This window comes from Angelakisella massiliensis (assembly GCF_900104675.1).
Lineage (GTDB): Bacteria > Bacillota > Clostridia > Oscillospirales > Ruminococcaceae > Angelakisella > Angelakisella massiliensis.
This window is the reverse complement of record NZ_LT629945.1, coordinates 765,545-789,753: the sequence shown is the minus strand read 5'-3', so window position 1 is coordinate 789,753 and position 24,209 is coordinate 765,545. Positions and strand designations below refer to the sequence as shown.

At 55.3% G+C, this 24,209-nt stretch carries 23 protein-coding genes; 15 read left to right on the top strand and 8 right to left on the bottom strand.

Annotated features, from left to right (window positions below):
• Nucleotides 1-8: 8 nt before the first annotated feature.
• From rlmN to BQ5383_RS08965, 11 genes are all read left to right on the top strand, one after another.
• Nucleotides 9-1,058, top strand: coding sequence for a dual-specificity RNA methyltransferase RlmN (gene rlmN, locus BQ5383_RS09015; RefSeq protein ID WP_071431275.1), 1,050 nt, complete (start codon nt 9-11; stop codon nt 1,056-1,058).
• Nucleotides 1,059-1,285: 227 nt separating this feature from the next.
• Entirely contained in the window at nt 1,286-2,035 is a 750-nt protein-coding gene (locus BQ5383_RS09010) for a Stp1/IreP family PP2C-type Ser/Thr phosphatase (RefSeq protein WP_071431274.1), read from the top strand.
• A 144-nt stretch (nt 2,036-2,179) separates the two neighbouring features.
• Nucleotides 2,180-4,180, top strand: coding sequence for a Stk1 family PASTA domain-containing Ser/Thr kinase (pknB, locus tag BQ5383_RS09005; RefSeq protein ID WP_071431272.1), 2,001 nt, complete (start codon nt 2,180-2,182; stop codon nt 4,178-4,180).
• Between the two features lie 96 nt (nt 4,181-4,276).
• Complete coding sequence (gene rsgA, locus BQ5383_RS09000) at nt 4,277-5,185, top strand: ribosome small subunit-dependent GTPase A (protein ID WP_071431271.1); 909 nt, start codon at nt 4,277-4,279, stop codon at nt 5,183-5,185.
• Nucleotides 5,182-5,829: a thiamine diphosphokinase gene (locus BQ5383_RS08995; RefSeq protein WP_083389905.1), complete on the top strand. Its 648-nt coding sequence runs from the start codon at nt 5,182-5,184 to the stop codon at nt 5,827-5,829. The genes rsgA and BQ5383_RS08995 overlap by 4 nt, the downstream gene beginning before the upstream one ends.
• Nucleotides 5,826-6,377 carry a hypothetical protein gene (locus BQ5383_RS08990; protein ID WP_071431269.1) on the top strand — a complete coding sequence of 184 codons (552 nt, stop codon included), beginning with the start codon at nt 5,826-5,828 and terminating at the stop codon, nt 6,375-6,377. Before BQ5383_RS08995 ends, BQ5383_RS08990 begins: the two co-directional genes overlap by 4 nt.
• Nucleotides 6,378-6,942: 565 nt before the next feature.
• Nucleotides 6,943-8,181, top strand: a complete 1,239-nt coding sequence (locus tag BQ5383_RS08985) for an ABC transporter substrate-binding protein (RefSeq protein WP_071431266.1) — start codon at nt 6,943-6,945, stop codon at nt 8,179-8,181.
• Nucleotides 8,182-8,303: 122 nt separating this feature from the next.
• A complete protein-coding gene (locus BQ5383_RS08980; RefSeq protein WP_071431264.1) occupies nt 8,304-9,179 on the top strand; it encodes a branched-chain amino acid ABC transporter permease in 876 nt (291 codons plus the stop codon).
• Between the two features lie 12 nt (nt 9,180-9,191).
• Nucleotides 9,192-10,346, top strand: coding sequence for a branched-chain amino acid ABC transporter permease (locus tag BQ5383_RS08975; RefSeq protein ID WP_235821961.1), 1,155 nt, complete (start codon nt 9,192-9,194; stop codon nt 10,344-10,346).
• Complete coding sequence (locus BQ5383_RS08970; protein WP_071431262.1) at nt 10,343-11,191, top strand: ABC transporter ATP-binding protein; 849 nt, start codon at nt 10,343-10,345, stop codon at nt 11,189-11,191. The genes BQ5383_RS08975 and BQ5383_RS08970 overlap by 4 nt, the downstream gene beginning before the upstream one ends.
• Entirely contained in the window at nt 11,178-11,873 is a 696-nt protein-coding gene (locus BQ5383_RS08965) for an ABC transporter ATP-binding protein (protein ID WP_071431260.1), read from the top strand. The genes BQ5383_RS08970 and BQ5383_RS08965 overlap by 14 nt, the downstream gene beginning before the upstream one ends.
• Nucleotides 11,874-12,685: 812 nt before the next feature.
• On the opposite strand, the gene BQ5383_RS08955 is transcribed toward BQ5383_RS08965, so the two are convergent.
• The 3 genes from BQ5383_RS08955 to BQ5383_RS08945 all read right to left on the bottom strand — a co-directional run bounded on the left by BQ5383_RS08955 (nt 12,686) and on the right by BQ5383_RS08945 (nt 15,517).
• Nucleotides 12,686-14,194 (bottom strand): DUF1846 domain-containing protein, encoded by a 1,509-nt coding sequence (locus BQ5383_RS08955; RefSeq protein WP_071434974.1) that lies wholly within the window; start codon nt 14,192-14,194, stop codon nt 12,686-12,688.
• Between the two features lie 263 nt (nt 14,195-14,457).
• The gene (locus BQ5383_RS08950) at nt 14,458-15,138 is read right to left on the bottom strand and encodes an LrgB family protein (protein WP_071431256.1); all 681 of its coding nucleotides are present in this window, start codon (nt 15,136-15,138) and stop codon (nt 14,458-14,460) included.
• Nucleotides 15,128-15,517 (bottom strand): CidA/LrgA family protein, encoded by a 390-nt coding sequence (locus BQ5383_RS08945; protein WP_071434972.1) that lies wholly within the window; start codon nt 15,515-15,517, stop codon nt 15,128-15,130. Before BQ5383_RS08945 ends, BQ5383_RS08950 begins: the two co-directional genes overlap by 11 nt.
• 262 nt (nt 15,518-15,779) lie before the next feature.
• Between BQ5383_RS08945 and BQ5383_RS08940 the strand changes: the two genes are divergently transcribed.
• Entirely contained in the window at nt 15,780-16,724 is a 945-nt protein-coding gene (locus BQ5383_RS08940) for a uridine kinase family protein (RefSeq protein ID WP_071431254.1), read from the top strand.
• Between the two features lie 400 nt (nt 16,725-17,124).
• Here the strand turns inward: BQ5383_RS08940 and BQ5383_RS08935 are convergent, their stop codons facing one another.
• The 4 genes from BQ5383_RS08935 to BQ5383_RS21100 form a co-directional block, all read right to left on the bottom strand.
• A complete protein-coding gene (locus BQ5383_RS08935; RefSeq protein WP_071431252.1) occupies nt 17,125-18,165 on the bottom strand; it encodes a hypothetical protein in 1,041 nt (346 codons plus the stop codon).
• Between the two features lie 34 nt (nt 18,166-18,199).
• Complete coding sequence (locus BQ5383_RS08930) at nt 18,200-19,096, bottom strand: LysR family transcriptional regulator (protein ID WP_071431250.1); 897 nt, start codon at nt 19,094-19,096, stop codon at nt 18,200-18,202.
• A gap of 225 nt (nt 19,097-19,321) precedes the next feature.
• Nucleotides 19,322-20,197: an endonuclease/exonuclease/phosphatase family protein gene (locus BQ5383_RS08925; RefSeq protein ID WP_071431248.1), complete on the bottom strand. Its 876-nt coding sequence runs from the start codon at nt 20,195-20,197 to the stop codon at nt 19,322-19,324.
• Nucleotides 20,198-20,620: 423 nt separating this feature from the next.
• Complete coding sequence (locus BQ5383_RS21100) at nt 20,621-20,764, bottom strand: hypothetical protein (protein WP_172724608.1); 144 nt, start codon at nt 20,762-20,764, stop codon at nt 20,621-20,623.
• 118 nt (nt 20,765-20,882) lie between these two features.
• Here BQ5383_RS21100 and BQ5383_RS21095 point away from each other — a divergent pair, with 118 nt between their 5' ends.
• Both BQ5383_RS21095 and BQ5383_RS08920 read left to right on the top strand, forming a co-directional pair.
• Nucleotides 20,883-21,053: a hypothetical protein gene (locus BQ5383_RS21095; protein ID WP_172724607.1), complete on the top strand. Its 171-nt coding sequence runs from the start codon at nt 20,883-20,885 to the stop codon at nt 21,051-21,053.
• Nucleotides 21,054-21,136: 83 nt separating this feature from the next.
• Nucleotides 21,137-21,685 carry a ferritin family protein gene (locus tag BQ5383_RS08920; protein WP_071431246.1) on the top strand — a complete coding sequence of 183 codons (549 nt, stop codon included), beginning with the start codon at nt 21,137-21,139 and terminating at the stop codon, nt 21,683-21,685.
• A gap of 1,322 nt (nt 21,686-23,007) precedes the next feature.
• On the opposite strand, the gene BQ5383_RS08905 is transcribed toward BQ5383_RS08920, so the two are convergent.
• Nucleotides 23,008-23,484: an Hsp20/alpha crystallin family protein gene (locus tag BQ5383_RS08905; RefSeq protein WP_235821960.1), complete on the bottom strand. Its 477-nt coding sequence runs from the start codon at nt 23,482-23,484 to the stop codon at nt 23,008-23,010.
• A 413-nt stretch (nt 23,485-23,897) separates the two neighbouring features.
• Here BQ5383_RS08905 and BQ5383_RS08900 point away from each other — a divergent pair, with 413 nt between their 5' ends.
• Nucleotides 23,898-24,137, top strand: coding sequence for an Arc family DNA-binding protein (locus BQ5383_RS08900; protein ID WP_071431240.1), 240 nt, complete (start codon nt 23,898-23,900; stop codon nt 24,135-24,137).
• The last annotated feature ends 72 nt before the right edge of the window (nt 24,138-24,209 follow it).

Genomic DNA, 24,209 nt, shown 5'->3' with positions numbered 1-24,209 from the left:
CGCGCCAGTTGGAAAAGACTGATCTGTTATCCCTGCCCCTGCCCCGTCTGACCCAATGGGTCACGGAGGAACTGGGGGAGCCTGGCTTCCGGGCAAAACAAATTTATCAGTGGCTGCACCAGAAGCAGGTGACGGAGTTTTCCGCCATGACCAACCTCTCCGCAGCCCTCCGGGGAAAGCTGGAGGAAAAGGCGGTCATTGCTCCGGTGTCCACCGTTACACGGCTGGATTCCCACCTGGATGAGACCCGCAAATTTCTCTTTTCTCTGGCGGACGGCAACTGTGTGGAGACGGTATGGATGGAATATAACCACGGTCCCAGCCTTTGTATCTCTACACAGGTGGGGTGCCGTCAGGGATGCCGTTTTTGTGCCTCCACCCTGGGGGGACTGGTGCGCAGCCTCACCGCCGGGGAGATGCTGGGGGAGATTTATGAGGCCCAGCGGCAGATGGGCAAGGCCATTTCCTCCCTGGTGCTCATGGGCATTGGGGAGCCTCTGGACAATTTTGAGAATGTGATGGATTTTCTGGAGATCCTTTCCTCTCCTCAGGGGCAGAATCTCAGCCTGCGTCACGTCTCACTGTCCACCTGCGGCCTGGTGCCGGAGATCCGGCGGCTGATGGAGCGAAAGCTGGGACTGACTTTGTCCATTTCCCTTCATGCCGCCGACAATGAGACCCGGGATCAGATCATGCCGGTAAACCGCCGCTATCCCATTGAGGAGCTGATGGCGGTGTGCAGGGAGTATTTTGCTGTCACAGGGCGGCGCATTTCCTATGAATACGCCCTCATCGCCGGGGTCAACGACGATATGGACCACGCTGATGAGCTGGCAGCCCTTCTTCGGGGTCAGAACTGCCATGTGAACCTCATTCCCGTCAATCCTGTGAAGGAACGGGATACCAAGCGCAGCAGCCGACAGCAGATCCAGCGCTTTGTGGAGCGGCTGGAGCAGCGGGGCCTTAACGCTACCGTCCGGCGGGAGCTGGGCAGCGACATCAGCGCCGCCTGCGGACAGCTCCGCCGGGAGCATGTTTCCCAGTCCCAGCAGGAGTAAAAGGTTTGTGAGAGTATCTGCCCTGATTTTTTGAAAAGAGGTTGGGGCAGAGCAAAACAGCAGTTTGGGTGTACTGAAAAGGCGCCGCTTTCCTGTGTACAGGACAGCTTGTGAAGAAAGCGCCTTTTCCGGACAGCCAAAGTACCCATTACAGATCATCACCTATTGCAGGACCATTTTCCATTGCTTTGGAAAGGCAGAACATAGAACAGACAGGAGGGAACGCCATGGTCAAGGTAACAGGAGCCACCGACAGGGGCCGGGTGCGGGAGCGCAATGAGGACCGCTTTGCCGGAGAGGCGCTGGCCGGAGACTATTGCTATGGCGTGGTTTGCGACGGCATGGGCGGTGAAAACGGCGGCAGCGTCGCCAGCGGTATCGCCTGTGAGGAGGTGCGGCGGCTGATGGAAAGCTCCTGCCGCAGCGGGCTGGATGACCGCTCCGCCTATATGATCCTGGAATCCGCGGTTTCCACCGCCAACGCTGTGGTATTGGCCCAGGCCAGACAGGACCCGGATCATCTCCGGGGAATGGGCACCACCCTTTGCCTGGCTTTGGTCACAGGGCAGCGGTGTTATATCGCCAATGTAGGGGACAGCCGGGCCTATCTCTGCCGGGAAGGGGAGCTTACGCAGCAAACGGTGGATCACAACCGGGCGCAGATGCTGGTGGAGCTGGGGGAGATCACCCCTGAGGAGGCGCCTACCCATCCGGACCGGAATCTGCTGACACGGGCCATCGGGGTACGGGAAAGAATGGAAGCCAGCTACAGCCAGCTGGAGCTGATGCCGGGAGATACCCTTCTTCTCTGCTCCGACGGTTTATACAATATGGTACCACAAGAAATGCTGGGAGAATTGACGGCACAGGCGGCGGAGCAGTGGGATTGCACACCTCTGCTCAGGGAAGCCAACGCCCAGGGAGGCCGTGATAATATCACAGCGGTGCTGCTCCATCGGGAGCGGACCGAAAGCTGACAGTCTCAGGACAGTTTGGGGAAGATACTCCCCGGCGTCCGGGCAGGGGAAGGAGGGCGCTGCCCCGTGCCCCATCTGTAAGCCCTGAACCGGCGGACATTCCTGCGGGGCCGCCGGCAATCCACTGACGGAGGAACACGGACCATGGATAAAATTTTGGGAAAGACTCTGGCCGGAAGGTATCTGGTGGAGGAGCTCATCGGCGTGGGCGGCATGGCCAACGTCTACAAAGGCTTTGACACCAAGGCCCAGCGGCCGGTAGCCATCAAAATGCTGCGGGACGAGTACGCGAAAAACGAGGACTTCCTCCGCCGCTTTCGTAATGAGACCCGGGCCATTGATACCCTCAATCACCCCAATATCGTTAAAATTTACGATGTCATCCTGGGCGGGCCCAATCCCACCATTGTGATGGAGTATGTGGATGGCATCACCCTCAAGGAATATATCGAGAAGAAGAAGGTGGTCAGCTTCAAGGTGGCCACCGCTTTGACCATCCAGCTGCTGATGGCGCTGCAGCACGCCCATGACAACGGCATCGTCCACCGGGATGTAAAGCCGCAGAATATCATGGTTCTCACCGACGGCAGCATCAAGGTGATGGACTTCGGCATTGCCCGTTTTGCCATGTCCCGGTCCCGGACCATTACCAACAAGGCCATCGGTTCCGTTCATTACATCAGTCCGGAGCAGGCCAGGGGAGACGGCGTCATCGACCAGCGGTCCGACCTGTATTCGGTGGGCGTGATCCTCTTTGAAATGATTACCGGCCAGCTGCCCTTTGAGGGGGACAGTCCCATTACCGTCGCTCTCAAGCAGATCGAGGCGTCCCCGGTCAAGCCACGGCAGCTCAATCCCGCCATCCCTCAGGCTTTGGAGGACATCACCCTCCGGGCTATGGCCAAAAATGTGGATAAGCGGTATCAGAGCGCCGGAGAGATGCTCCAGGATCTGCGCAGCTTTACCCAGAACCCCGGCATTGTCTTCGGCTACGGGGAGATGGACCTGGACCTGGATAAAAAGAGTGAAGCGCAAAAATTTATGGACAGGGAAGAGGCATCCGCTGTGACCGACCAAAAGACCAAGAAAACCAAAAAGGGAAGCGATCCGGCCGCCCGACGGCGGAAGAAAAAGAAGAAAGCCTCTTTCCTCAGTATTTTGTTCGGCATTACCTGCGCCTTTGTGGTGGGCACCCTTATTTTCGTAGGGGTGATGGTTTACAACAACAATCCCTTTGTTCAGGTGCCGGAGGTGGAATGCCCCGACCTGGTAGGCAAGCAGTATGATGAAGTGATCAAGGACAAGGCCTACAGCGATTTTGAGTTTGTGCTGGAGGAGCAGGATTTCCGCAACAACTTTGAGCAGGGGGAGATTTATGAGCAGTACCCCACCTCCGGTAAAAATGTGAAGGTGGGCAGCACCATCCGTCTGAAGGTGTCAAACGGCCAGCAGACAGTGGCTATGCCGGATTTCACCGGCCAGGAAGGCACTTTGGTGATGGCCAAGCTCCAGGAAATGGGATTAGTGGCAGAAGAAACACAGATCAACAGTGAGGATGTGCCGGAGGGCAGTGTGGTCAGCACCGAGCCGGGGCCCAATGTCACCGTAGAGGTAGGCAGCAGCGTCATGGTCTATGTCAGCCGCGGCAGCGGTAAGGAAAAGGTGCAGGTACCGGACGTTGTGGGACAGGATCTGGAGACTGCCCGGGAGATCATTAAAAACGCCGGCCTGGAGGTGGGTACCATTATCCGCAAGGCCAGCGATATGGCGGAGGGCGTGGTTCTGGGCCAGGACCCCAACTATCCGGCGCCCCTGGCGGTGGGCAGCAAGGTGAATCTGACCGTTTCCTCGGAGCTTCCCGTCAGCGAGGGAGAAAAGTCGGTGAGCATCATCTGTATGCTGCCTCTGGATATTGAGCAGAGCGTTCATTTGACGGTTGATCAGGATGGGGTGGAGTTCCTCAATCAGATGGTCAGCCCCGCAGAGGCCCGGGTGGTGAACATTACGGTTCCCGGGGATTCCGGCCAGACGACCATTACCGTGAAGATCAATGACAAGGTTTATCATTCCTACCGGGTGGATTTCGATCCTGAAAAGCCCACCTATGAGGATTTGGAGGACAACAGTGAAGGCTTCCAGCCCTGAGCAGGCGCTTCGGTCCCGCCTCCCTTACGGGGAGGCGGGCGGACCGCTTTCCCGGGGCTTTTTACAGGGAGCCGCCGGGAAGAAGGAGCGACAGCCATGACCCAGCAAAACACCTTACAGGGAGAGGCAGCCCAGGGCCTGATTGTCAAGGCTCTGGGAGGATTTTATTATGTGCAGACAGGGCAGCAGCTGCTGGAATGCCGGGCCAGAGGGCTGTTCCGCAAGGAGGATATCTCGCCCATGGTGGGGGACCAGGTGATGGTAGAAGAAAGCCAGCCGGGAAAAGGAACGGTCACTGCCATTCTGCCCAGAAAAAACAGTCTGATCCGTCCGCCGGTGGCAAACCTGGACCGGTTGGCCATGGTGGTATCCTCCACCCAGCCGGAGCCCAATGTGCTGGTTATCGACAAGCTGACTGCCATTGCCGCCCGCCGTGGGATTCCGGTGACACTGATTTTCACCAAAATGGATTTGGCGGACCCTGAGGCTGTGGCGGAGATTTATCGCTGTGCCGGGTATGAGACCTTCCTGGTGGACAGTCTCCGGGGAGAGGGGATCGACTCTGTGCGTCAGGTGCTCCAGCAGGGTCTTACCGCCTTCTGCGGCAATTCGGGCGCGGGAAAATCCAGCCTTCTCAACGCCTTGTTCCCTCATTTGGAGCTGGCAACCGGGGACATCAGCAAAAAGTTGGGCCGGGGCCGCCACACCACCCGCCATGTGGAGCTGTACGCCACTGGCTGCGGGGGTTATATTGCCGATACACCGGGATTTTCCGCGGTGGAATTTTTGCAGTTTGAGCGGATGCTGGCCCGGGAGCTGGAGGATTGTTTCCCGGAATTCCGGCCCTTTTTGGGAAAATGCCGGTATACCGGGTGCAGCCATACCGCCGAGCGGGACTGTGCCATCCGCCAGGCGGTGGAGGAGGGGATCATTTCCCAGAGCCGTTACCAAAGCTACTGTACCATTTATCAGGAGCTTCGGCAGATAAAGGAGTGGCAGCTGTGAGCAAAAAGATGGACCGGTGCCTCATTCTCTGCGCCGGGGAGCTTGATCCCAAAGCGCTGGAGGCGGTGGAGAAGCCGGAGGAATGTTACATCATTGCCGCTGACGGAGGCTATCTTCATGCCCGCCGTCTGGGCCTGCGGCCGGATCTGATTCTGGGGGATTTTGACTCCGCCCCCCGGCCTGCCGACACGGATGTGGAGCTGTTTCCCGCCGAGAAGGACGACACCGACTGTATGCTGGCGGTCAAAGAGGGTATTGCCCGGGGCTGCCGGGATTTCATCATCCTGGGAGGAACCGGAGGACGGCTGGACCACACCATCGCCAATATTCAGACTTTGGAGTATCTGTGCGACCGGGGGCTGGGAAATCTTCTGGCGGATGCCCGTCACCGGATCACCGTTTTGCGGGACACAAGCAGGACGTTCCCACGTTTTAAGGGATATTTATCGATTTTTGCCCTCAGCCCCAGAGGGGAGGGCGTGACCCTGACAGGGATGAAATATCCCCTGAAGGAAGCGGTCCTTACCAGAGGCTTTCCCCTGGGAGTGAGCAATCAGATCACAGAAAAAGAGGGAACAGTGTCGATCAGGCAGGGAACACTGCTGGTGATCCAGGCGCTGGAACCGGAGGAGGAAGAAGAATGAACCAGGAAATGCTCTCCAGACTGAAGAAGGCTCGGGAGAAACACAGCCTCATGGCGGTGTACCGGGACGGCCTGGAAGTGGAGGATTACAGCGGCATTCCCGTAGCGGTGGGACGGCAGCTGGTGATTCTTCATCGTAACCGGGACTTTTTGCTGGACGGTTATGCGGCTCTGCGGCTGGAAGATATCACCGAGCTGGAGCAGATGGATGACAATGATTTTATCCGCAAGGTGTGCGTGGGGGAAAAGCTGTATGACAAAGCCTCGGCGCCCCGGCTCACCAGCGCTGAGGACTGGTTTCAGCTGTTGGGCGGCATCAAGGGCAGCTTTGGCGGCTGGCTGGCGGTGGAATGTGTCTCGGAAGGGGAGTTGTGCTTTTACCTGGGGACTATTTCCAGAGTGGATGTGAATTTCCTCCAGCTGCGGCAGGTGGATGCTGATGGTTTCCGCCATGAGGAGGATACCACCGTTCCGCTTCAGGATCTTCTGACGGTTACATTTGGGGATCGATACTTAGAAATATACAAAAAGTATACTAATAAAAAATAAAACAAAATGGAGAGCGACGTCCATGAGGGCAGCGCTCTCCTTTTTGTTTTTACTCATTATCTGCATCCAAAATCAAAGACGATTCTATAAAAGCTGACGAGAAGAGCTTCGGCTGTCCAAGCCAATGGCTTTATTCGTCAGTTTTGTTTGAAAGGGAAAGATTTTGGAGACATCTTATTTGCTTCGGTCCCAAGGCTGCCTCCAAGGAGTAAGGTACGGAAAAACATAAAAACGGAGAAAAGAACAATTTATCTTCCAAAAGAAGGCAAAAAATCAGCGAAAAAGACAATTGTATTTGAACGGAGGACTATTGACTGTAGTTTTGTACCCTTATGCAGGAAAATGAATGAAAACTTGCTTAAAAAATAAGATTGTCCCACATAACTAATGGAATAATTCAGGATTTTTCAGGGTTTGACAAAAAAACAATGGTTTTTTTCTGGTGATACACTTGCATTTTTTTGCAGCCGTTGCTATAATAAATCAACGGTTCGCGGATACTTGTCCTTCAAAAGAGGACATTATCCTGCTGCGCCATCAGAAAGAAGAAGGAGGATTCGTTCCTATGAGAAAGCTTATTGCCCTGTCGCTGGCCTGTTTATTGGTAGTTATGGCCTTTGCCGGATGTTCCAGCAGCCCCAGCGGAGCCAGCTCCGCTCCTGCCTCTGATTCCGCCGCCGCTCCCGCCGATTCCGGTGATGCTTCCGCGGCTCCCGCCTCCGGCGACAACGTGGTACGCATCGGTGTCTTTGAGCCCGCTACCGGTGACTCCGGACCTGGCGGCAAGCAGGAGACCCTGGGTATGCAGTACGCCAACAAGGAAACCCCCACAGTGGACATCGGCGGCACCACCTACACCGTAGAGCTGGTTTACGCTGATAACGGCTCCGACTCCGCCAAGGCGCCCACCGCCGCTTCTGATCTGGTGAGCAAGGATGTGGCGCTGGTGCTGGGCTCCTACGGTTCCGGCGTGTCCATGGCCGGCGGCCCTGTGTTCGATGAGGCGGGTCTGGCTGCCATCGGCGTCACCTGCACCAATCCCGGCGTTACCGCGGGCAACGATTATTATTTCCGTATCTGCTTCCTGGATAACTTCCAGGCTCAGGTCCTCAGCAGCTTCGCCCAGGAGAAATTCTCTGCCAAGAAGGCCTACTGCCTGGGCGAGCTGGGCAACGAGTATGACCAGGGCCTGATCGCTTACTTTGAGCAGACCTTTGACGGCGAAGTGATCAAGGATTCCTTCCCCACCAATACTTCCGACTTCACCACCTATCTGAACAAGGCAGTGGCCGAGCAGGCAGATGTGATCTTCTGCCCCGTTTCCATCGCTTATTCCACCCAGATCGTCAAGCTGGCCGCTGACATGGGTCTGGAGATCCCCCTGCTGGGCTCCGACACGCTGGACAGCAACATGGTTCTGGAAGCCGCTGCCGGCAGCAATGTCCAGCTGTATGTTTCCACCTTCTATCAGGAGGGCGGTTCTCCTGAATTCGACGAGGGCATCAAGGCCTGGCTCAATGAAGATGCCACCGCCATGACCAACAACGGCGGCAACGACACCATCGCCGCTGTCACCGCCATGGGTTACGACGCTTACTATGTGGCTCTGGAGGCCCTCAAGGCTGCCGGTTCCATCGATCCCGCCGCTGTCAAGGCCGCTCTGCCCGATGTCACCTACACCGGTGTTTCCGGCGCCATCGCCTTTGACGACCAGGGCGACGCCATCCGGGATACCGCCTATATCAAGACCGCTGACAACGCCAACACCGCCTGGAAGCTGGAGAAGGTCCAGACCGCGGCGTGAGCCTTCTGAATCACAACAGATGACAGACCGCCTGGCGGAGGACCTTCGCCAGGCGGTTGCTTGTACCGGGAAAGCCTGGGCCTTTCCGGGAACAAGGGAACAAACAAGAGAGGTGTGTTCCTGTGCAATATTATCTTTCCATCATCCTCTCCGGCATCTCCCTGGGAGGACAATACGCCCTCATCGCCATCGGTTATACCATGGTTTACGGCATCCTGCGGCTGATCAACTTCGCCCACGGAGATGTGTTCATGGTGGCCGGCCTGATGATGGTCTACCTCAGCGCATGGCTTCCCCTTCCCATAAGCCTGCCGCTGATGCTGCTGCTGACCGCCGCGCTGGGCTTCCTCATTGAGCGGGCGGCCTACAAGCCCCTTCGCTCCGCCCCCCGCATGAGCTCCATGATCTCCGCCATCGGCGTCAGCTATCTGCTGCAGAACCTGGCCACCTATGTCACCGGCGGTCTGCCCCAGATGTATCCCAAGATCCCTTTCCTGTCGGATATTGTGGTCATTGCCGGCGTTTCCACCAAGTGGGTCACCATCATCACCCCCTTCCTGGTGCTGGCGCTGGTCATCGCCCTCACCCAGCTGATCAACCACAGCAAGGTTGGTATGGCCATGCGGGCGGTTGCCAAAGACTTCGAAACCAGCCAGCTGATGGGCATCAAAATCAACTCCGTTATCTCCGCCACCTTCATCATCGGCTCCTTCCTGGCGGGACTGGGCTCCATGCTCTATTTCACCAACTATCAGTCCATTGTTCCCCTCTCCGGCGCGCTGCCCGGTCTGCGGGCCTTTGTGGCGGCGGTGTTCGGGGGCATCGGCTCCATTCCCGGCGCGGTGGTAGGCGCTTTCATCATCGGCATCAGCGAGACTGTCATCAAGGGCTCCGATTGGAGCGTCTTTTCCGATGCCTTTACCTTCGCCTTGCTCATCATCATCCTGGTGGTCAAACCCACCGGTTTGTTTGGTGAGAAGACCACCGATAAAGTGTAAGGGGGGTCCGCTGTGTTGCAGGAAAAACGAAACAAAAGCGGCATGATTGCCGTAATGGGTCTCACGCTGATGCTGCTGGTGCTGGTACTGATGCTGGAAAACACCATCAAGCCCACCCATATGATCTTCATCGTCCTGAAAAAGAGCGCTGTTTATGCGCTGGTGGCTTCCTCCATGAACCTCCTCAATGGCTTTACCGGTTTGTTCTCCCTGGGCCAGGCGGGATTCATGCTGCTGGGCGCCTATACTTATTCCATCCTCACCATCCCGGTTGAGAGCCGGGAGAGCGTCTACTACATCTACGGCGGCTCCGCCATCAAATTCTCCCTGCCGGAGCTGTTCGGCGGCGTGGTGGGACTGGTGCTGGGAGTGCTGGTGGCGCTGATTCTGGGAGGCTGTGTAGCGGCCCTGGTGGCCTGGCTCATCGGTCTGCCGGTGCTGCGCCTGAAAAGCGACTATCTGGCCATCGCTACCCTGGGCTTCGGAGAAATCATCCGGGCCGTTTTCCAGTGGGATAAGCTGGGGCCGGTCACCAACGGCGCCAACGCCCTGAAAAGCTTCCCCACCTTCTCCAGCTTCAATATCGAGAACGCTGACGGGCAGGTGGTGCTGCGACTGTCCGCCTTTGTACCCCTTCTGCTGGCGGCAGTCTGCATCGGTATCCTGCTGCTGCTGATCAATTCCTCCTATGGCCGGGCCTTCAAGGCTATCCGGGAGGATGAGATCGCTGCCGAGGCCATGGGTATCAATCTGGCAAAGCATAAACGCCTGGCCTTCTGCATCAGCTCTTTCTTCACCGGCGTTGGCGGCGGTATGTTCGCCATGTTCGCCAACCAGGCCCAGGCCAAGAACTTTGTCACCTCCATGACCTATGAAATCCTTCTCATTGTGGTCATCGGCGGTATCGGTTCCATCTCCGGGTCTTGCATCGCTTCCTTCCTCTATGTGGCCGCCAGCGAGTGGTGGCTCCGTTTCCTGGACAGCGAGGCGTATATCGGCAATTTCCAGGTGCCGCTGCTGCGTACCGGCTTCCGGATGGTGGTGTTCTCGGTCATCATCATGATCGTGGTGCTGTTCTTCCGCCGCGGCCTCATGGGTGACAAGGAGCTGCCGGATCTGCTGCGGATGCTGCGCAGCCGGGGCAAAAGGAAGGAGGCAGCCCAATGAGTGAGAATATCCTTCATCTGGACCATGTAACCATGCAGTTCGGCGGTGTGGTGGCGGTGGATGACCTGACCCTGGATGTCAACCAGGGGGAAATCGTCGCCCTCATCGGCCCCAACGGCGCCGGAAAGACCACCGCCTTCAACTGCATCACCGGTGTGTATGAACCCACCAACGGCCAGGTTTCCTTCCAGGGTCAGGTGATTGTGGAAAATTATCCTCAGGGCAAAATGGCTGCCCAGTATGCCGGGGAAAATAAAGGGATGTTTACCCACCGGCTGGCCCCCACCCCGGACCGGATCACCCAGCTGGGTATTGCCCGGACCTTCCAGAACATCCGGCTGTTTGGAGCCCTGACCGTCTTTGAAAATGTGCTCATTGCCAAGCATATGCGGGCCAAGCAGAATTTCCTTTCCGCCACCTTCCGCCTCAACCAAAAGGAGGAGCAGCGGATGCGGGAAGAATCCATGAAGCTGCTGGAAGAGCAGGGCCTTGCCCACCTGAAGGACGAGGTGGCCTCCAGCCTGCCTTATGGCCTTCAGCGCCGTCTGGAGATCGCCCGGGCACTGGCTACAAATCCCAAGCTGCTGCTGCTGGATGAGCCCGCCGCGGGCATGAATCCGCAGGAAACTCAGGAACTGACCGACTTTATCCGTCAGATCCGGGAGGAATATCAGCTGTCCATCTTTATGATCGAGCATCACATGGATTTGGTGATGCAGATTTCTGATCGAATCTATGTCCTGGACTTCGGCAAGCTCATTGCTCAGGGTCCGCCGGAGGCCATACAGAACGACCAACGGGTCATTGACGCTTATTTGGGGGTGGCAGACGATGCTGAGAATTGATGAACTGCGGGTCAATTACGGTGGCATCGAGGCCGTCAAAGGGATCACCTTCCAGGTGCCGGAACGGGAGATCGTCACCCTCATCGGCGCAAACGGTGCGGGCAAATCCACCACCCTTCGCTCTATTGCCGGACTGGTGAAACCCGCCTCGGGACGCATTCACCTCCAGGGTGACGATATCACCGGTCTTTCCCCAGACAGGATCGTTTCAAAGGGAGTGACACTGGTGCCGGAGGGACGCCGGGTATTCCCGGACCTGACGGTGCTGGAAAACCTGAAAATCGGCGCTTATCTGCGGAAAGATGACCTGGAGGATGACCTGAAATGGGTTTACGACCTGTTTCCCCGCCTCAAGGAGCGGTCCTGGCAGGCAGCGGGTACCCTCTCCGGCGGCGAACAGCAGATGCTGGCAGTGGGACGGGCGCTGATGTCCCGGCCCAAGATCATGATGATGGATGAGCCCTCCCTGGGTCTCGCTCCCATTGTGGTGCGGGGGATCTTCGATATTATCCGGGAGATTAACCGCCAGGGTGTGACCATTCTTCTCATCGAGCAGAACGCCAATATGGCACTGAATATCGCGGATACCGCCTATGTGCTGGAAACCGGACGGATCACCCTCAGCGGCACCGGCAAGGAATTGCTGAACAATGCCGCGGTAAAGAAGGCATATCTGGGATAAGGACGGCGGAGCGTCTCGAAAAGTTCGACACGCTTCCAGGGTATACCCAATACCCTTTTTTGAAATATGGCTTCCAAAGTTTCGGGCGGCGGCAGTTTATCTGCCGCCGCCTTTGGCTGCCTTGGGCAGCCATCTCCCCGCTCAAGCAGCGAGCGGCTTTGTCCGGCTTTACCCGGGCAAATAGCGAGCGGGCGACATTGTCTCTGCCCGGACAGGAGCAGAAACTATCCCTCCAACCCGTTCCCCTTAACACTGAAAGGTACCAGCCAAAACAGTGGCAGGCTGTTTGCGGGACTAACCCACTCGCTATAGCCCCAACAATGGGTTTCCAAAGGGACGAGTCCCTTTGGGCGTATCCCCGCATTCCCCGTAAGAACCTTCCCCAGCTGCTACTCAGGAAAAAGACGCCATCTCAGTCCCAGGAAGCAGCGAGCGGCTTTGTCCGGCTTTACCCGGGCAAATAGCGAGTGGGCGATATTGCCTCTGCCGGGACAGGGGCATAAACCATCCCTCCATCCGTTCCCCTTAGCACTGAAAGGTACCAGCCAAAACAGCGGCAGGCTGTTTGCCGGACTAACCCACTCGCTATAGCCACAACAATGGGTTTCCAAAGGGACGAGTCCCTTTGGGCGTACTCCCCCGTATCCCCGGTACAAACCTTCGCCAGCTGACACTCAGGAAAGAGGCTTTGTCCCAGCGAGAGTTCTTTTGACACAATCCCCCGTATCTCTTTTTCCCGCCCTTTGCCATATGCAAAAGCACCCCGGCCCAAGACAGAGAAATGGGTCGGGGTGCTGCTGTTTTTCAGTCTGTTACATGGTGTAATAGAGGCTGTGATTCATATAAACATTGTCGCAGGTGATATTCATGCCCAGACGGCTGCAAACCTGCTCGTCGCTGCCGGTGATAAAGCAGGTGGAGTGAGCCTGACATCCATCCAGCTGGCAGAGACGGTCCATAGCGGTGGCGGCCAGAGGATTGGTGACAGCGGAAATGCTCAGTGCGGTGAGAATTTCCTCGCAGCCCAGAACATGATGCCGGTTCTTCAGGGCCTTGATTTTGAGATCCAGAATAGGCTCAATGATAATGGGAGGCAGCAGGTGCATCTCATCGGGGATGTTGGCCAGATATTTCACCGCGTTGAGGATAGCCGCGGCGCTGGCGGTCATCAGTTCACTGTTGCGGCCGGTGATGATGGTGCCGTCATCCAGCTGGATACCGGTGGCGGAAACCCCATCGGTCTTTCCAAGACGCTGGCGAACCTGCTCCAGATAAGCACGGGTGGGAGCAACCACCTGGCGGTCTTCGGGTTTGAGCCCCTGACCCTCCATGATAAAGCGCATCCGCTGCCAGGTATCCTCATCTACGGTGCCCAGCTTATAGTCACAGGCGGTTTTGAAATAGCGGCGGATGATCTCCTGGCGGGAGGCTTCCTGTACCACAGCATCGTCAATGATACCGGCGGCGATGCAGTTGACCCCCATATCGGTGGGAGACTGGTAGATGGACTCGGTTCCGGTGATCCGCTCAATGATCCGCTTGATCACCGGGAACATCTCCATATCCCGGTTGTAGTTGACAGCGGTGATGCCGTGGGCGTCCAGATGGAAGGAATCCAGCATGTTGAAGTCCTTCAAATCAGCGGTAGCCGCTTCATAGGCCACATTCAAAGGATGTTTGAGAGGAATGTTCCAGACAGGGAAGGTCTCGAACTTGGCGTAACCCGCTTTGCGGTTGCGCTTATGCTCATGATACAGCTGGCTCAGGCAGGTGGCCAGCTTGCCGCTGCCGGGGCCGGGAGCGGTGACCACCACAATGGGCTTGGTGGTTTCGATATACTCGTTGGCGCCGTAGCCGGAATCGCTTACAATAGCGTCCACATCGCTGGGATAGCCCTTGATGGGACGGTGGTAATAGGTGCGGATGCCCCGGTTTTCCAGCTTTTGGCCGAAAATTTTGGCGGCGGGCTGATCTTCATACCGGGTGATGAGCACTGAATTGACGGTCAGGTCATAAGAGCGCAGATCATCGATCAGGCGCAGCACATCCATCCCATAAGTAATGCCCAGATCTCCCCGGACCTTGTTGCGTTCAATGTCTCCGGCATGGACACAGATGATGATCTCCGCGCTGTCCTTGAGGGTGGCCAGCAGTTCCAGTTTGGCGTTTTCCTGATAGCCGGGCAGGCAACGCTGGGCATGGGTATCCAGCATCAGCTTTCCGCCGAACTCCAGATACAGCTTGTCCCAACCCTGTACCCGCTCCAGAATATGTTTGGACTGTGCTTCCAGATATTTTTGATGATCGAATCCCTGTTTCATAATTTCCTCCGCGCACAATGGATGACCCCGCCTGATCGCTTGGTTCCTTTGCTGTTCAGGCAGGGTCTGTGAATCATTCATACCGAAATAAGTATAGCATCCCGGCAGCATAAAGTAAATGGAAAAGGTGACAATTCTTTCCTTTTGCCGGGAAAGAAAATGACAAAAAATCAGCTGTCTGAAAGAAACTGCCGTCATCAACATCAGGTACCCCGGCAGCTTCTTCACTTTTCTGCATCGCTTTCAAAGCTGCTGGAAACGGATCAGTACAGCAAAGAAAGAAGAACTGTCATCAGGCCGGAAATACCGATGGATACCCCGCTCATGGCTCCCTCCAGCTCTCCCATTTCCAAAGCTCTGGTGGTTCCTACAGCGTGGCTGCAGGCGCCGATGGATACTCCCGCCTCCACAGGGTCCTTGACATGGAACAGCCGGATGAGGAGAGGGGCACAGATGGCGCCCATAATACCGGTGAGGATCACTGCCACCACGGTGATGGGCACCAGCCCCCCATGGCTGGCGCTTACCTCCATGGCGATGGGGGTGGTAACCGATTTCGGCAGCAGGGAGGCGGTCATCACCTCATCCAGGCCCAGCAAGCGGCAGCAAACCGCAACGCTGACCATGGAAGTGACCGATCCCGCCAGACATCCCAGCACCACCGGCAGAAAATTTTCCCGCAGTACCGGCAGCTGACGGTAAACCAACAGCGCCAGAGCGGCGGTAGCGGGGACAAGCATCATGGAGATCACTTCTCCGCCCTTCTGAAAGGATTCCAGCGGAATGCGGAACAGCTGGAGAACCAGGATCACCAGGATCACGGCAATGAGCAGGGGATTGGCGACAGGCGATCCCAGGCGGCGATTGAGCCACAGGCCGATTTCAAAAGCCAAAATGGACAGTACGATCCCAAACAAGGGAGAAGAAATCCATTCATTCCACATGGGCCGCAGCCTCCTTTGCGCTTTTTTTGCGGGAGAGAAGCCGGGTAACACCCCGGATGGTAAGAGCGGTGGCTCCAAAGGTGAGGATCATGGTGAAAAAGCAGATGGCCACCAGCGCCAACCCTTGTTCCTTCATCAGCTGAGCATACTCCAGGATGCCCACACCGGCGGGAATGAAGAAGAAGGCCATATTTTGCAGCAAAAAGTTCCCCAGACGGGATACATGATGCTCCCGTACCGGACATGGTACGATCAGCAGCAAAAACAGCAGACCCATGGCAACCACGCTGCCGGGAAAGGGGATGGGCAGCACCATGGCGATGCCTTCTCCCAACAGGCAGACGGCCAGAATCAGCCCCAATTCTCTCAAAAAGGACATGAATAAAACCTCCAAATTGCCTTTCGGCTTGAAAACTGAGAACAATTATCTTCCTTTCAAGGGCAGATGTAAAGAACTTTGATGACCACATAGTTTGGACTTTCAGACAATTTTTTGTTCAAAAAAACAGCATCCCACCGAAAAAGGAGGACTTTCATCAATAATTTATAATTTCTTTGTATTTTTTATCCAAGTATTTAGTTATAATAAAATACATCAACCACCCTGGCAGGCAAATTGTCCGCCGGAAAGGAGCCATTGGATGAAACCTTATACTTCTGAAATGGATCGCTACTCCTATGAAAGTCTTTTTTGCCAGATCCGCCAAGCACCGGAGAAAGCAGTGGCCATGGGGGAAGAAACCTTTGACGCTCAGATACGGGCGCTATGCCGGGAAGCAGTGGAGCGGGACCGTCGTCTGCTGCTGGTAAGCGGTCCTTCCGCTTCGGGAAAGACCACCACTTCCAAAAAGATCATTACCTGTCTGGAGGGAATGGGAAAGGAAGTTTACCGAATCTCGTTGGATAATTTTTATATGGAGGACCGCAATCTTCCCCTTTGGGAGGATGGTTCGGTGAATTTTGAAGCGCCGGAGTGTCTGGACCTGGATCTTTTCCACCAATGCCTCAGCATACTGTGGAAAGAGGGAACAGCTCAGTTCCCCATTTTTGATTTCACCACCTCCCGCCGGCGCAGAGACAAGACCTTTTCAGTGCGGTATGCCCCCGATACCTTCCTGGTGGTGGAGGGGCTCCACGCCCTCAATCCCCGTATCCGCCAGGCGGTGGGAGATATTCCTTCCCTGGGCGTCTATATCAGCATCCACAGTGATTTTGTGGATGAAAAGGGAAAGGTGGTTTTGTCGGGACGGCAGCTGCGTCTGACCAGAAGAATCATTCGGGATCTGGTCCGCCGTGATGCTCCGGTGGAGGAGACACTCTCCATGTGGGATAATGTTCTGCGGGGAGAGCGGCTGTACATACATCCCTGGCGGGGAAGTGCCGACGCCCATATCAACAGCACCATCCCATATGAGCCCTGGCTGTACCGGAACGCTGTGATGGATGCCATGGGCAGCTGGACAGGACCGGAAGCCCATCAAAAAGTGGTGCGGGAGCTGGTGGATTTTTACGCGGGATTGACACAGCTGGATACTGGTCTGATTCCGGCGGATTCTTTGACCCAGGAGTTTTTGAAAACCAAGTAATTTCCTGATATACTCCCAAAACTGAAAGAGAATGGGTGGCGCAACAAAAAATTACACCCAGAAGGACTTATGCCGCCGCCCCCCATAATCTCCCGGGGAGAAGGAAGCGGCTAATAGGGAAAAATACCCACTGCCATTTGAGCGAGCCGAACTTTTGAGGCACACTTTCAGGGATGCCCGGCCTCCCTGGATACGTCGCAGGTTCCTGGTGAAAACAGCGGCAATACCCTGCGGTTTCCAACCCAATGGGTGCGGGTTGAGGTATAAAAAATCCGGCACGTATACCTGAGTATAAGTTTTGCCTACTCTTTACAACAGGTTCTTTCACAGACAAAAACGGCAGGAACCAAAGTCCCTGCCGTTTTGCATTGTCTGTCTGTATATTGGTTGGCTGTGTTTTTCAGCTTCCGCTGCGGACAACTTCCGCTGTATCGGTATCCAGGTCGTACCGTAAAATCTCACCGCCGTCCTGGGCCACATAGAAGGTGCCCCGGTATTCCTCCGGCCGTCCGTCCTCATAATCCGCCACTACAGTAATAACGTAGTAGTTGCGCCCGTTATAGTTCACAGGGGTTTCCTCCACCCGGCGGGTATAGACGCTGATATCAGCGGAGAAACCGGTTTCAGAACGGCTGAGGGTCAGCAGCCGGTTCATAGCTCCCTCAGCAGACAAGCCGCTGCCGGAGGAGGAGGTACTGCTGCCGGTGTTTCGCTGGCCGTTGCGCAGCTGCTCGGCGGTATCGGTTTCCAGATCATACCGCAGAATAGCCCCGTCCTCAGCGGAGACATAGAAGGTGCCCCGGTATTCTTCCGGCCGTCCGTCCTCATAATCCGCCACCACGGTGATAACATAATAGGGTACGCCGTTCCAGGTGGTCAGCTGCTCGTCAGTACGTTTGGTGTAGACGCTGATATCCGCTGAGAAACCAGTTTCGATCTTGGTCAGTGTCAGCAGCAGGTTCATGGCGTCATCAGCGGAGATGGGATATCCTTCCTCAGGCTCCTCAACGGGCTTGGGAGCTTCAGCCATCTGCTCCACCAGCACCTCATAGGCTCCGTCGCCATAGGTGATGGTCAGGGACATTCCCGCCGTCTCACCCGGCACTGTCAGCTGTATGGAGCCGGATTCGGCCAAAGGATCATATTCCCCTTCCACAGAGGCTCCATATTCCTCCGTCAGCTCTGCCACATAGGCTGCCACATCGTCGGCGGCATTGTCCGCGCCGGAGTAACTGAACAAACCGGATTCCATTTTGCCGTCCCCGGTGAGGGATTGGGTGATGCCGTCCAATGTGCGCCGTCCGGCTACAGCGGTGATGGAATCCACCGTTACACCGCCGGCGGCGTAGGTTTCAGGCAGGTCCGGCCCAACGATCTGGCAGGAACACAACAGCAGCAAGCCGGCCAGAACAACAGCCAGGAGGGAAATCGTGCGCTTCACAAAAGAGCCTCCTTCAGGATAAAATAGGGCGGCCTCATGGGTCGCCCCTGGTAGTACCGATCATCTCCAAAAAGCGCTGGCAGGCGGCGCTCAGGGAGACATTTTTCAGGGAAAAAACCCCCACACTGCGGGGAGGAATGGCGGGCGTTACCAACAGCTCCCGGATTTCCCCACGCTCCAGGGGCTGCTGGGCAAATTCCCGGATGACACAGGAAATTCCCAAACCGATGCGGGTCAGCTGGAGCACAAGGTCATGGGAGCCCAGCTCGATTTCCGGCATCAGGGGCACGCCGTTGGAAATGAAATAGTGATCAATATACCGGCGGGAATTGGCTTTTTTCTCCAGCAGAATGATGGGGAAGCGGGCCAGCTCCGCAGGTGTATAGATATGTTCAAAATCACAGGGATAATTGGCTGCCGCCACAAAAACATCCTTGATGGCAAAGCAGCTGCGGATATCCAGAGCGCTGTCATCAATGGGCAGGTTGGCAAAGGCGATATCCACCTTGCCGGATTTCAGCAGCGTCACCACCTCGGGACTGGTGCCGTTGAGGACCCGAATCTTGATTTTGGGATGCTGATCATGAAAACGTTCCAGATAGGGCAGCAAAAAGCAGGAGGTGATGGTGTCGCTGGCGCCGATGACCAACTCTCCCAAGGTGAGGCTTTTGGCCTGAGCCAGCTTGTCCTCTCCGTTTTCGATGAGGTTGATGGCGGAGCGGACATATTCGTACAGGGTGCTCCCCTGGCTGGTGAGTGTGACCCCTCTGGTACCCCGGATAAACAACCGCACATCCAGCTGTTCCTCCAGCTGCTTGATGGTCTGGCTGACAGCGGACTGGGAGATGGAAAGGTTTTTTGCCGCGGCGGAAACACTGCCCACATCGGCTACTTCCTTGAAGACCCGGTACAGCTCCAGCTTGATGCTCATAACGGATTCTCCTTCCATTGATCTGTTTCTCCCGTGATGGGAAGAATAAAGACCGGCGTTCCTTGATGCCGCCTTTTCCGGGGATGGAACCGCTTTTCATTATAATATATCCCCCTGCAAATGACAAGGAAGGATTTTTGAATTTTAAGCAGCATCAGGCGGGGAAGAAAAAACTTTTTTCAAAGCCGGTCCTTTCATCAATCCGGACATCTCACAGCGGAGTTTTCATAAGGGATCGGACGTTGTGTCATTTCCATGGCACAGTTCACCACTATGGTAAGAGCCGTCCTCCAGTTCCAGCTGGGCGATAATGGGATAATGGTCGGAGGGGAAGGCGTCCTCCACCTGTTCCCGGCGGATTTCCAGCGCCCGGAGATTCAGATCCTTGCTGGTAAAGATGTAGTCGATGGGCTGGCCGCCCACTGCTCCCCGGAAACCATGATAGCTGCGCCCCGGACCCTGTCCTTCGCTGCTGCTTTGGACCATGAGATTATAGCTGTCCCGCAGCAGTACCTGTTCGCCGGAAGCGGTCAGCTCCGCCGCCCATTTTTGGAGCGTGCGGCTGGTGGGGGTGGCGTTAAAGTCCCCGGTGAGAGCCACAGGAGTACGCAGGCTTTTTTGATCCTCCAAAATCGTACGGATGATCAGCTTCAGGCCGTTGACCCGGGCAAAATAGCTGATATGGTCCAGATGGGTGTTGTACACCCGCAGCAGTACGGCGGGATTTGCGGCCAGCGCCAGGGTACATTTGGTGCAGATGCGGGGAAAAATGGCCAGCCAGGCCCGGCTGGGCACTTCCGGTGTGGCGGAAAGCCAAAAGGTTTTGTTCTCCCGCAGCAGAAAACGGTCCCGCCGGAAAAGAATGGCGGTAAACTCTCCCAGCTGTCCTCCGCCCCGTCCTTCGCCCACATAGTCATATTCCGGCAGCAGCCGGAGCAAGTCACTGAGAGAAGCCACGGTCAGTTCCTGGGTGCCGATGATGTCCGGGGCGGTATCCCGCACCAGCCGGGCCACCAATCCCGCCCGTTTTTCCCAGCAGTGCTGCCCAAAATGAAAATAGTTGCGCTTCATATTGAAGCTCATCAGCTTAATGGGGACCATTTTTCATCCACCTCTCCCTGCGTTGCCTGAGAAGCTTTCTGCCAATGGTTATACCATATAAATATGAAACAGCTGTGAACGGCGGAAAGGGAGAGGAGAAGGGAGGAAAAAACATGGCCCACAGAAGGAAAACTTCCGGCAGCATGGGCAGAAGGAATGGACAGCATGAGGCTGCTGAAATCTTTCTTCCCTGTGTGGCCTGAGATTCTCCAAGCTGTGGGCGCCTGGCGGTCCCGCCCTTTGGCTTGGAAAAGCAAAGCTCCATCTGTGCGGCCGCAAAGCGCCGCTGTACAGGGGAGGCTTTGCCCCGCTGCCAAATTTGTTTGGGGGGATCCATGTTTTCTTGTTTAAAGACGGCTTCAGCCGTTTTCTGTCCCTGAGTGGGAGAGATTGTGCCGTCACAGCGGCAAAGGAGAACAAGCTTTAGCGGCAGTTTTTGCTGTCGGAAACAGAAGCGTCGCCTTTCATGTTCTGTCCGGAGACAGGGTCCTTCTTCTGGGTAGCGGAGTCGTTTTTCTTACCGGAAGCGGGACGGGTGCCGTTCTCGGCGGAATGATTCTTGGACATTTCACATTCACCTCCTTTACGAACCTTAGTATGAACAGGAAAAGGCAGAGTATACCATGGGCTTGCCAAAGAAGGGAAAAAGTTTGCCGGCGGCTTTTCCCCAAAGAGGGGAAAAGGATTGAAAGCTGACGCTCCGGGCTGTGAATGGAGAAAAGGTTTTCCTTTCACTTACATCGCCAGGAAAGAAGGTGTTTGGGGATGCTGTGATGGCTGCGGTGTATTTGGCGCGCTGGAAAAAGATTTTTTTGAAAAAATCAAAAAATCTATTGCTTTTCTTCTGGAGATATGATATAGTATGGTCAAAGATGATAGCGATTATCATTATTGATTTCGAAAAGAAAACAAAAAATTCAAGTAAAGGAGATTTATATTATGGCTAAGTTTGTATGTTCCGTTTGCGGTTATGTTTATGAGGGCGATGCCGCTCCCGAGTTCTGCCCCCAGTGCAAGGCTCCCGCTTCCAAGTTCATCGAGCAGAAGGACACCGAGATGAGCTGGGCTGCCGAGCATGTAGTGGGTGTTGCTGAGGGCTGCGATCCTGAGATCATCGAGGGTCTGCGGATGAACTTCACCGGCGAGTGCACCGAGGTTGGTATGTATCTGGCCATGGCCCGCGTTGCTCACAGAGAGGGCTATCCTGAGATCGGCCTGTACTGGGAGAAGGCTGCTTATGAGGAAGCTGAGCATGCTGCCAAGTTTGCCGAGCTGCTGGGCGAGGTTGTGACCCCCTCCACCAAGAAGAACCTGGAGATGCGTGTTGAGGCGGAGAACGGCGCTACCGCCGGCAAGACCGCTCTGGCCAAGAGAGCCAAGGAGCTGGGTCTGGATGCCATCCACGACACCGTACATGAGATGGCCCGTGACGAGGCCCGTCATGGCAAGGCTTTTGCTGGTCTGCTGGCCCGTTATTTCGGCAAATAAGCAAATCCCTTTTGAAAACTAAGTGATAAAGCAAAGGCCGGAGGAGTAAATCCCTCCGGCCTGAGCGTGTCGAAAAAGTTCGACACGCTTCCAGGGGGTATTGGGTACCCCCTGGATACGAAGCTGGTTCCTGATGAAACCAGCTTCGATACCCCCGGTTTCGCGCCCCGGTGGGCGCGGGTCGTGGTATAAAAATCAGGCACATGTCCGTCTGAGTGTGCCGAAGGGGTTCGGCACACTTCCAGGGGGACCCAGTCCCCCTGGATACGCCGCAGGTTTCTGATGAAACCAGCGGCGATACCCCCGGTTTCGCGCCCCAGTGGGCGCGGGTCGTGGTATAAAAATCAGGCACATGTCCGTCTGAGTGTGCCGAAGGGGTTCGGCACACTTCCAGGGGGACCCAGTCCCCCTGGATACGCCGCAGGTTTCTGATGAAACCAGCGGCGATACCCCCGGTTTCGCGCCCCAGTGGGCGCGGGTCGTGGTATAAAAATCAGGCACATGTCCGTCTGAGTGTGCCGAAGGGGTTCGGCACACTTCCAGGGGGACCCAGTCCCCCTGGATACGCCGCAGGTTCCTGATGAAACCAGCGGCGATACCCCCGGTTTCGCGCCCCAGTGGGCGCGGGTCGTGGTATAAAAATCAGGCACATGTCCTGATTTTTATGATTTTGAAGTTCATTTGTTCCTTCAACTAGGTTTTTCTACAGTCTGAGGCCGGAGGGGTAATCCCTCGGGCCTTTGAGTATGTCTGGAAAATCAGACGTATAATTGGAAAAAACAGGTATCCTTCAATGAGATACTGTCAAAGATTTGGAGCACAGGCGCTCTGAATCTTTTTCTTTTATCTGCATCTGCTCTCTTGGTCCGGGAGGATCTGCATCCGGTATTCCATAATTTCTTTTGCCCGGCCAGAAGCCGTGCTTTTCTGATTGGGATGGCAGGAATAAAAATCCATGATTTATGCCGGAGAAAAGCCATGAAGGATTTGCCGGCGGATGCTCCTTGTACCCCTGAGATGGGGAACCGATGCAAAGAATACGTTTGGCGCCTTGCTCATGGAAGAAAACCCATGGGGGATGATTTACCCGGAACCAGTGAGTTCAAAATGGCAGCTGTTTTCTGACAAGGCGGGGACTTTCTTTCCTAAAAAAGTGGCTGCAGGACAGCGAGCGGCAAGCCCCTTTGGGATTTTTGCCCGTGGATCAAAAAAATCCCCCCGCTGCCGTTTGAGCGCACAGCGGGAGGATTTATATAGGGAGGGAGGAAAAGGATGTTCCGTTATTGGCGGCCCCCTTTTAAAGTTCCGGGGGCCTTTTTTCCTTACTCAATGGCAATGGTCTGCGTAGCGGGAAGCTCCTTTTTGGCTTTAGGCAGGGTCAGATTCAGGATACCATCCTGGTAAGCGGCTTTGATGCCGGCGCTGTCAATGCCGCTGATATCAAAGCTTCTGGAGTAGCTGCCGAATCTCCGCTCCTTGCGGACATAATTCTTCTCCTTTACATTCTGCTCCTCCTTGTGCTGAGCAGAAACTGTCAGGAAACCGCCGCTGACCTGGATGGAAATATCTTCTTTATTGAAGCCGGGCAGCTCAGCCTCCAGCAGGTAGTGGTCCCCTTCATCCTGGATATCGGTACGGAACTGGCAGACGTTGCTGTCGTTGTTGCCGAAGAAGCCACGCTCCATGCGGTCCAGGGTACGGAACATATCACGGAAACTATCATTACTGTTTTCAAAAGGCATAAGACCAAACATCATAAACTCCATTTCTCCACCGCCTGAAAGAATTTTGTTTTCCAAGGACCCTGTCCCCTCCTGGCGGGGGAAGAGTGGGCAGAGAATTTATTTTCTGATCGTCGTACATTCAGTGCTGACGAGGTAACTGCTGTTCAGCACATCCGATTCACCTTCCTTGAAGTGATTCCTTCGGTTTTTCCGGAGGATCTTTTGTTCCTTTGAACAATTTTGATTATAGTTCTGTGTTGTTAAAAAACAAGGTAAGAATGATGAATAAAATGTTAATTTTAGCACTCTGTACACGAGAGTGCTAAACAGCGATTTTTCGCTCATTTTTTGCCGTATCTCCAGTAAAAATTCAATAAAAACAGGTATCCGAAGCAGAAATATGATATTTGTTCATGCTTTTTTCGATGTTGTATGTTATACTAACTCTGGTTATGCTCTGAAATGACCGGAAATGGGAGGCTGTTGTGATGGCATATTCAGAAGCCCAGAAGCGAGCTACCGCCCGATATAATGCCCGGACCTATGATCGCATTGAGATCAAGGTGCCCAAAGGGGAAAAGGAACGGATCATGGAGGCGGCGCAGCGTCAGGGGAAAAGTGTGAATAGCTATATCGTTTCCCTCATCAGGCGGGATCTGGAGGGGCAGGAAGCAGAGTCTTTCCGAAGTCACCGGGATCTGCTGGTTCTGGAGGATTTGGAGGACTGATCAAACAGACGATCTCCATAATGAACGGCTTCTGCCCAGGGCGGATTTTTGCCTGTAAAGTTTTCGCTTTTA